The organism is Fusobacterium varium, assembly GCA_021531615.1.
GTDB lineage: Bacteria > Fusobacteriota > Fusobacteriia > Fusobacteriales > Fusobacteriaceae > Fusobacterium_A > Fusobacterium_A varium_C.
Genome location: JADYUE010000066.1, coordinates 1 through 7,553, shown reverse-complemented (window position 1 = coordinate 7,553; position 7,553 = coordinate 1). Strand labels below are relative to the sequence as shown.

The window sequence follows — 7,553 nt, the reverse complement described above, 5'->3', positions numbered from 1 at the left end:
AAAAGACCCAAGCCCATTTTTTTTGAACTTGAGTCTCAAATTTTAATTTATAGCTGAGTAGTTACCTAATAAAATAACTCCAGCAAAATATTACTGGAGTTATATTTTTTTATCACTAATACTATTGAAAAGGAGCTTTAAACTCTAAGAAACTTAGAATGAATATTTAGCTCCAACTCCCATTTTTAATAGAGTACTGTTGTCTATAATAGGAGAATCCCCAATTTCTGATGAGAATTTATCAGCAGATAGGAAAGCAAGAAGAGTAATCTTATCTGTTAGATAGTATTCAGCAGCAAGGTTTATTCCTAAAGAGTAAGCATTGCTTGGTGAGTAAGGATCTTTAATTTTTCTACCAGTTTCATTACCATCAATACCAAAATAGTAGTCAGTGTAATCTTCAGAATAGAAAGTAGCAGAAACTGATGGTATTAAAGTAAAGTTACCAAAGTTATAAGGTTTAACTAAACTAGCTTCTCCTTTAAATCCTCTTTCTCCTCCAGCAATTGAAACTAATGCAGTCATATCATAAGCTGGTAGATCGTAAGCAGCAATTGCCCCAAGAGCTATTTGAGTTTTTCTTTCATCTATTGAATCATATCCGTGATCCAATTTACTAGCTTTAATAGGGAATCCATCAAATGGATTAACAAATAAAGATAGAGTAACACTATCTTCGTTGTAAACATCATATCCGATGTTTGCTCCAGTTATGAAGAAGTTATCATATCTTACATCAAAGAATGGAGTTGGGAAAGTTATTTCATCTCCGTGATAAAAGTGGTTAGTAGTTCCAACACCCATACCAACACTAAATTTATTCTCTTGAGCTAAAGTTGCAGTTGAACATATAGCAAGAGCAGCTAAAGTTAAAATGATTTTTTTCATAAAAAATCCTCCCGATAAGATTAAGAGTTAGAATGTCTCTTTTCTCTTTTTATTTTTATAAAATTATAATTTCCTTTTACTTTCCTTCTAAAATTTAACATATTATTAGTTGGAAATATCCCTATTCTTCTTATTTGAAATAGGTCTTCTGCAAAGGAGATATCTCCAGAATCTGTTGCCACAGCAAAATCATAGCCAGATTCTTTAACAATATTTTTCACATCTTCATTTAGATCACCATATGGGTATGCAAAAGATGTAAGCTTTTCACCAAGTTTTTCTTCCAAGGTAGCTTTAGAAGTTAAAATCTCTTTTCTAGCTTCTTCAAGAGGTATATGAGCAAGTTTTGGATGTGTCATTGTATGTCCACCAAACTCTATTCCATACTCTTGCATCTCTTTTATCATATCTAAAGTCATCAATATGAATTTTTTTTCTGGATTGTTAGGTACTTCTACATCCCATCTATTGAAATTAAGGTGAGATACTAAATATATAATACAATGAAAATCGTATTTTTTCAAGATAGGAAATGCAATTTTATAATTATCTTCATATCCATCATCAAATGTAAGCATAATAAGTTTTTTTTCTTTGTTAAAACGATTTCTCCAGTTTAATTTTTTAAGTTCTTTAAAGGTAATAGTTTCATATCCATTTTCCTTTAAAAATCTCATATGTTCATCAAACTTCTTAGCAGTTATATAGGTTCCGTGGACACCAGCTTCACTCTCATCATTTACAACTCTATGGTACATTATAACAGGAATCTCATATTTCTTCTTTTCCACATAAGTTTTGCTATATATCTTTTCGATTTTATCAACTATTTTATATAAGTCAAACTCATCTGTTGTCATTTCTCTTAAATTTAATAGATTTTTATCAGTTAAATTCAAAGCAGTTTCAATATCAGAAGTTAAACTCTTGTTATCTATAATAATTTGGCTTGAAAAATCAATATCTCCAAAATTTGATTTGAATCCTTCATTTAAATTATTAGGAGTGATGCAACCAATATATTTAGCCTCTCCAACAGCTATAACTGGACGACCTGAAAGAATAGCTTCAACAGCTACTCTTCCAGCTCCTATTATAATATCAGATTCTTTAATTTTATTAGGAACATCATTTACGTAACCTAAAAACTCAATATTTTCAATATTTTTAAATTTAATAAACTTTTCTGGTATATCTTTTCCACCTATTATTCTAATATGAAAATTTTCCATAGTAGAGAGAACTTCAAGTAGTGAGTAAGCTACATCTCCTTTAGGACCAGATAATCTTCCAATGATAGATATAATTTTTTTGTCCTTTTTATCTTCTTTAGGTTCAAAACTATATAATGAAGTGTCAATAGGATTTCTTAGAACAACACTTTTATCAGGTTTAACTCCTAAATCATTAATAAGATGAGTTTGTATATTTTCACAAACAGGTATTGTTAAATCACCAAATGCTTTAAAAACCTTTCTGCTTAGATGTACTGGTTGTCTACCATGAGTAGAAGTAATAAGAGGTATTCCAGCTATTTTACAAGCTATGGCAGAGCTCCAAGAAGATGCCCTTGAGTGAGCATGAACCACTTGAATATCATTTTCTCTTATGATTTTTAAAAGTGTTTTAACTTGATTGATCCTGTTTCCAAGCCCTCTCTTATTAAATTCCAATTTTATATATTCAGCTTTGCACTTTTTAGTAAGAGTATCTGAAACAATCATAACTTTGTTTCCTCTATTCATAAGTTCATCAGCTAAAGTAACTCCATATACCTCTGCTCCAGTTACTTCAAGCTGAGAAAGTGCCATAAGAATATTCATATGCCCTCCTAAATTATTTTAGATTTTCAGGATTTAATCCCTTTAATTCATCTAAAACAAAAATTCCATCTTTTCTTACAAGTTTATCATCAAACCAGATCTCTCCTCCACCCCATTCTTCTCTTTGGATAAGTACAAGATCCCAGTGAATGCTTGATCTGTTACCATTGTTAGCTTGTTTGTAAGCTTGTCCAGGGGTAAAGTGGATACTTCCAGCTATTTTTTCATCAAATAAAGTATCTTTCATAGGTTTTAATACATAAGGGTTTACACCGATAGCAAACTCACCTATATATCTAGCTCCCTCATCACTGTCTAGTATTTGATTGATTTTTTCAGTGTTATTAGCAGTAGCTTTTACAATTTTACCATCTTTAAATTCAAAAGTTATATTTTCAAATGTAAATCCTTGATAGTTTGATGGAGTATTGTAAGAGATAACTCCATTTACACTCTCTCTTACTGGGGCAGTGTAAACTTCTCCATCTGGTATATTTCTAAGTCCAAAACATTTTACATTTGGTATATCTTTTATAGAGAAAGTTAGATCAGTTCCAACACCTTTGATTCTTACTTTGTCAGTTTTACTTAAAAGATCACATAGTGAATCCATAGCTTTTTCCATTTTTGAGTAATCTAAACAACAAACATCAAAATAGAAGTCCTCAAAAGCTTCAAGTGATGTATTAGCAAGTTGTGCCATAGAGTTGTTAGGATATCTTAAAATAACCCATTTAGTGTTATTTACTCTTTCAGCCATATGTACTGGATTCATAAAGTATTGAGAGTATAGTTTCATTTTTTCATCAGCTACATCAGAAAGTTCAGTTGAGTTATCTCCCCCTCTAATACCGATATATGCGTCCATGTCTTTCATTCTTTCAAGTTCATATTTTGCCATATGTTGTAATTGTTCAACAGAGCAATCATTTAAAATTGTTCTTAAAACAGAGTTATCTTTTATAGTAACAAATGGAAGAGCTCCTACTGAATATGCCTCTTTTACAAGAGCTTTTACTAAATCTCTAGTAGTATCCCCATAAGCTTCTATTAAAACCTTTTCTCCCTCTTTTAATCTACATGAGTGATTAACTAAGTTTTTTGCTAATTTAATAATTCTTTGATCCATAATTTTGCACCTCACATTTATTGTTATATCTAAATTATACTATAAATTGGTATAGAATGGAAACAAAAATATTTTTAGTCCGATAATTAATACAATATAAAATTTTAATCATCCATCAACAAAAAACAACCAACTTACAAATATTTACCAACCTAATTTTTAAAATTAAATCATTTCTTATAATTTATTAACTACAAATATTATCTATCTTAAATTAAACTCATCTTTAAAAGAAAGTTGCCTTATAGAAAATTCCACAAGATTTTTAAATGTAATCCCCAAAAGTTTAATACTATCTTTCTTTTCAATCTCATTAAAAATCTCCTGAACATATTCAAAAAGAATCTCTTTATCATAAGTAGCAATAGCAATAGTTTTAGCTTTATTAATAGTAGCTCTATCCTCATATCTTACCTTAATTGAAATAGTTTTAGTAAGAAAATTTTTCTTTTTTAAACGACTATAAGCAGTTTCAAAAACCTCTTGTAACTTTTTATTAATCTCTTCTTCAGTATTTAAAAGGAAAGAATAGGTATTTTCAGCACCAACAGAGTGAGTAGGTTTATCATACTCAACAGGGCTATAATCTATTCCTCTACTATATAGATAGAGAAGTTCTCCTCTAGCTTTTCCATATTTTTTAATAAGCTCTTTAAGAGAAAATCTGTGAACATCTTTCACAAAATATATATTATCTTTATTTAAAAGTTTCTCAAATTTTTCTCCCACTCCTTGAAGTTTTCTAATCTTTTTTTCTTTCATATATTCAACAAACTCCTCTTCACTATTGAATATATATTGTCCAAAAGGCTTGTTTATATCACTAGCTATTTTAGCTGAAATCTTATTAACTCCAATTCCCACAGAGCAAGTTAAGCCAGTATGTTTAAAAATTCTCTCTCTAAAAGTTTTAGCAAATTTTTCCTTTGAAGAGAATTTTTTTATTACATCAGTTATATCTATATATCCTTCATCAAGGGCTACAAACTCTATTTTATGTGTTATTTTTAAAACTAGGTTATGGATAATTTGAGATTCTTTAAAGTATTTTTCTTTATTTGGATAGACAATCATTAAGTTGGGACAAAGTTTTTTAGCTTCAAATGTACTCATTGCTGAATGGATACCATATTTACGAGCTTCATAATTAGCAGTTGTAACCACACCACCAGCAACAACCATTGGACGATTTTTATATTTAGGATTATCTCTTGTTTCTATTGAGGCGTAGAAACAGTCCATATCATAGTGCATAATAACTCTATCCATTTTATCTCCTTATCTTGACTTTTTTTTATTTATATTTTATATATTATATCATTTTTTCTTTTTATCATAAATATTTCAACTAATTTGATATTGATTTTATATTATAAGTGCCTAAATATATATGTTTTGTTTTAATGTTTTTTATTTTTTTAAAATTGACAAAAATATATAACTATGATAACATTTAATTAACGGAATTAAGTGCATTTAAAATGCCAAAGAACAAGAGATATCTATTGCGACTGGATATCTCTTTTATTTTACATTAAAATATATTATTATATTTTTTAGTGTGACAACTCCAATCTTTTAAAGAGAAAGAAGGGTATTTTAAATGAACAAAGTATTAATTCCGTTAGTAATAGTTATGTTTTTTCTAATAGTTACTAAACTTTATTAGATTAAACCTCTACTATAAAAATAAATCCTTTTGAGTTGTTACACAGAGAGGTAAAACTATGGTCGCACATAGTCCCTCTCTTTTTTTATTATTTAATATATTTACAAAGCTGTTGACAATTTCTTTAAAAAAAGTTAAGCTCTAATAAAAGCCTATTACAGGGGGAGAATATGAAAAAATTGCTTAATATTTCAGATTTTCCAAGTGATGATGAAAATTTGAAAATGATGGAAAAATATCAAAAGAAATATAACTTTGATGGTTTTGAAATAATAAAATTTGATTTAGAAAAAGATAGTAGCAAATTAAAAGATAAAATTGTCGGATATCATATGAGATTTTTCCCAATGTGGATGGATATATACTTAGAAAAATATGATATGATAAAAGAGAAATTTCCAGATAAAATGGATAGATTTTATTGGTGTGGTGGGGATAGCAAAGAAGAGGTAATAGCCTACTATAAAAAGGACTTGCAAAGGGCAAAAGAGTTAAGGGCTGAGTATGTTGTATTTCATGCTTGTTATGTAGATGATGATGGAAGTCTTACCTATCAGTTCCCATATACAGATGAGGAAATTTTAGAGAGCGTGGCATCTCTTATGAACGATCTATTCAGAGATGAAGATTTTCACTTTACCCTATTATTAGAGAATTTATGGTGGGCAGGATTAAAGTTAAATTCAAAAAGAGAGATGGAGCTTTTATTAGAGAAGATAAAGTATAAAAATACTGGGTTTATTCTTGATACAAGCCATATGTTAAATACAAATTTAACTTTGAAAAATTTAGATGAAGGAATAGATTATATAATTGAAAATATTGATAAGATGGAAGAGTTAAAAAAACATATCTATGGAGTTCATTTAAGTTGGTCACTTTCTGGAGAGTATGTTTCTAAGATGATAGAGAAACATAGAAAATCTCAAGAGGAGAGGGAAAGAGCTAAAAAGAAAATCTATGAGTATGTTGGACAGATAGATTATCACTACCCATTTGAAGATAATAGAATAATGAAGGTTCTTAATAAGCTTTCATTAAAATGGTTGGTTTACGAGTTTCTTTATTATAATGATGAAGAGTTAGAAGAGAAAGTAGTTAAACAAGAGAAAATTTTTAATTAAAGGTGAGGTAAATTTATGAGAAAATTATTTACAATAGTGGCTATTTTCACTCTTTCAATATTGAGTTTTGGAAAGGAATATAGCAGGATAGCTTCTGGAAGTCCAGCAATTACAGAGATTTTGTATGAGTTAGGATTAAAAGATAACATAATTGCTATGGATAAAAACTCTGATGTAAAGGGGTTAGAAAATATTCCAAAGGTTAGCTTTTATAATATAAGTATGGAAGAGATGTTAGGATTAAAAGCTGATTTAGTAATATTTTCAACATTTAATAAGGCAGAGAGAAATAGTTTTGTAACTTTGATGGAAAAGAATGGAACAGATGTTATATATCTTCCTGATATCACTTCAATTGAAGATATTTATACTTCTATAAGGATTATAGGGGAAAAAACTGGAAAAATTCCAGAGGGAGAAAAAGTTATATCTAAAATAAAAGAGGATATAAAAACTATTACTGATAAAAGTGAAAAAATTGAAAAAAGAAAGAAAGTATATTTTGAGATTTCACCATATCCAAATATGTATACCTTTGGAAAAGGGGTATTTATGAATGAGATGTTGGAAAAAGCTGGAGTTGAAAATATTTTTAAAGATCAAAAGGGTTGGTTTATTCCAAATTTAGAGGCGATAGCTGTAAAAAATCCAGATCTTATATTTACAAGTACTTATCAATTAGATGATCCAATAAAGGAGCTTGAGCAAAGGGAAAATTGGAGAATTATCAAGGCAATTAAAGAGAAGAAGATTTATCATATTGAAAAAGAGGTTGTAAGACCATCAGTAAAAGTTGCTGAGATGATAAGGGAGATTTTTGAAATAAGTTATCCAGAGCTAATTAATAATAGATAGGTAACTACTCAGCTATGTAGTTTACAAAAAATTAAAAATCAGCTAAAAATTAGGAGAATTTGCTT

The 7,553-nt window shown here is 28.8% G+C and carries 6 protein-coding genes; 2 read left to right on the top strand and 4 right to left on the bottom strand.

The window, feature by feature from the left end; translation table 11 throughout:
* Positions 1-153 precede the first annotated feature (153 nt).
* From I6E31_12200 to dinB, 4 genes are all read right to left on the bottom strand, one after another.
* Positions 154-888 carry a MipA/OmpV family protein gene (locus I6E31_12200; protein ID MCF2640721.1) on the bottom strand — a complete coding sequence of 245 codons (735 nt, stop codon included), beginning with the start codon at positions 886-888 and terminating at the stop codon, positions 154-156.
* A gap of 20 nt (positions 889-908) precedes the next feature.
* On the bottom strand, positions 909-2,711 hold the full coding sequence (locus I6E31_12195) for a polysaccharide deacetylase family protein (protein ID MCF2640720.1): 1,803 nt from the start codon (positions 2,709-2,711) through the stop codon (positions 909-911).
* 13 nt (positions 2,712-2,724) lie between these two features.
* Positions 2,725-3,843 carry an aminopeptidase gene (locus I6E31_12190; GenBank protein MCF2640719.1) on the bottom strand — a complete coding sequence of 373 codons (1,119 nt, stop codon included), beginning with the start codon at positions 3,841-3,843 and terminating at the stop codon, positions 2,725-2,727.
* A gap of 201 nt (positions 3,844-4,044) precedes the next feature.
* Positions 4,045-5,109, bottom strand: a complete 1,065-nt coding sequence (gene dinB / locus I6E31_12185; protein ID MCF2640718.1) for a DNA polymerase IV — start codon at positions 5,107-5,109, stop codon at positions 4,045-4,047.
* Between the two features lie 570 nt (positions 5,110-5,679).
* On the opposite strand from dinB, the gene I6E31_12180 reads away from it, so the two are divergent.
* On the top strand, positions 5,680-6,633 hold the full coding sequence (locus I6E31_12180) for a TIM barrel protein (protein MCF2640717.1): 954 nt from the start codon (positions 5,680-5,682) through the stop codon (positions 6,631-6,633).
* Positions 6,634-6,648: 15 nt separating this feature from the next.
* Entirely contained in the window at positions 6,649-7,488 is an 840-nt protein-coding gene (locus I6E31_12175) for an ABC transporter substrate-binding protein (GenBank protein ID MCF2640716.1), read from the top strand.
* Positions 7,489-7,553 lie beyond the last annotated feature (65 nt).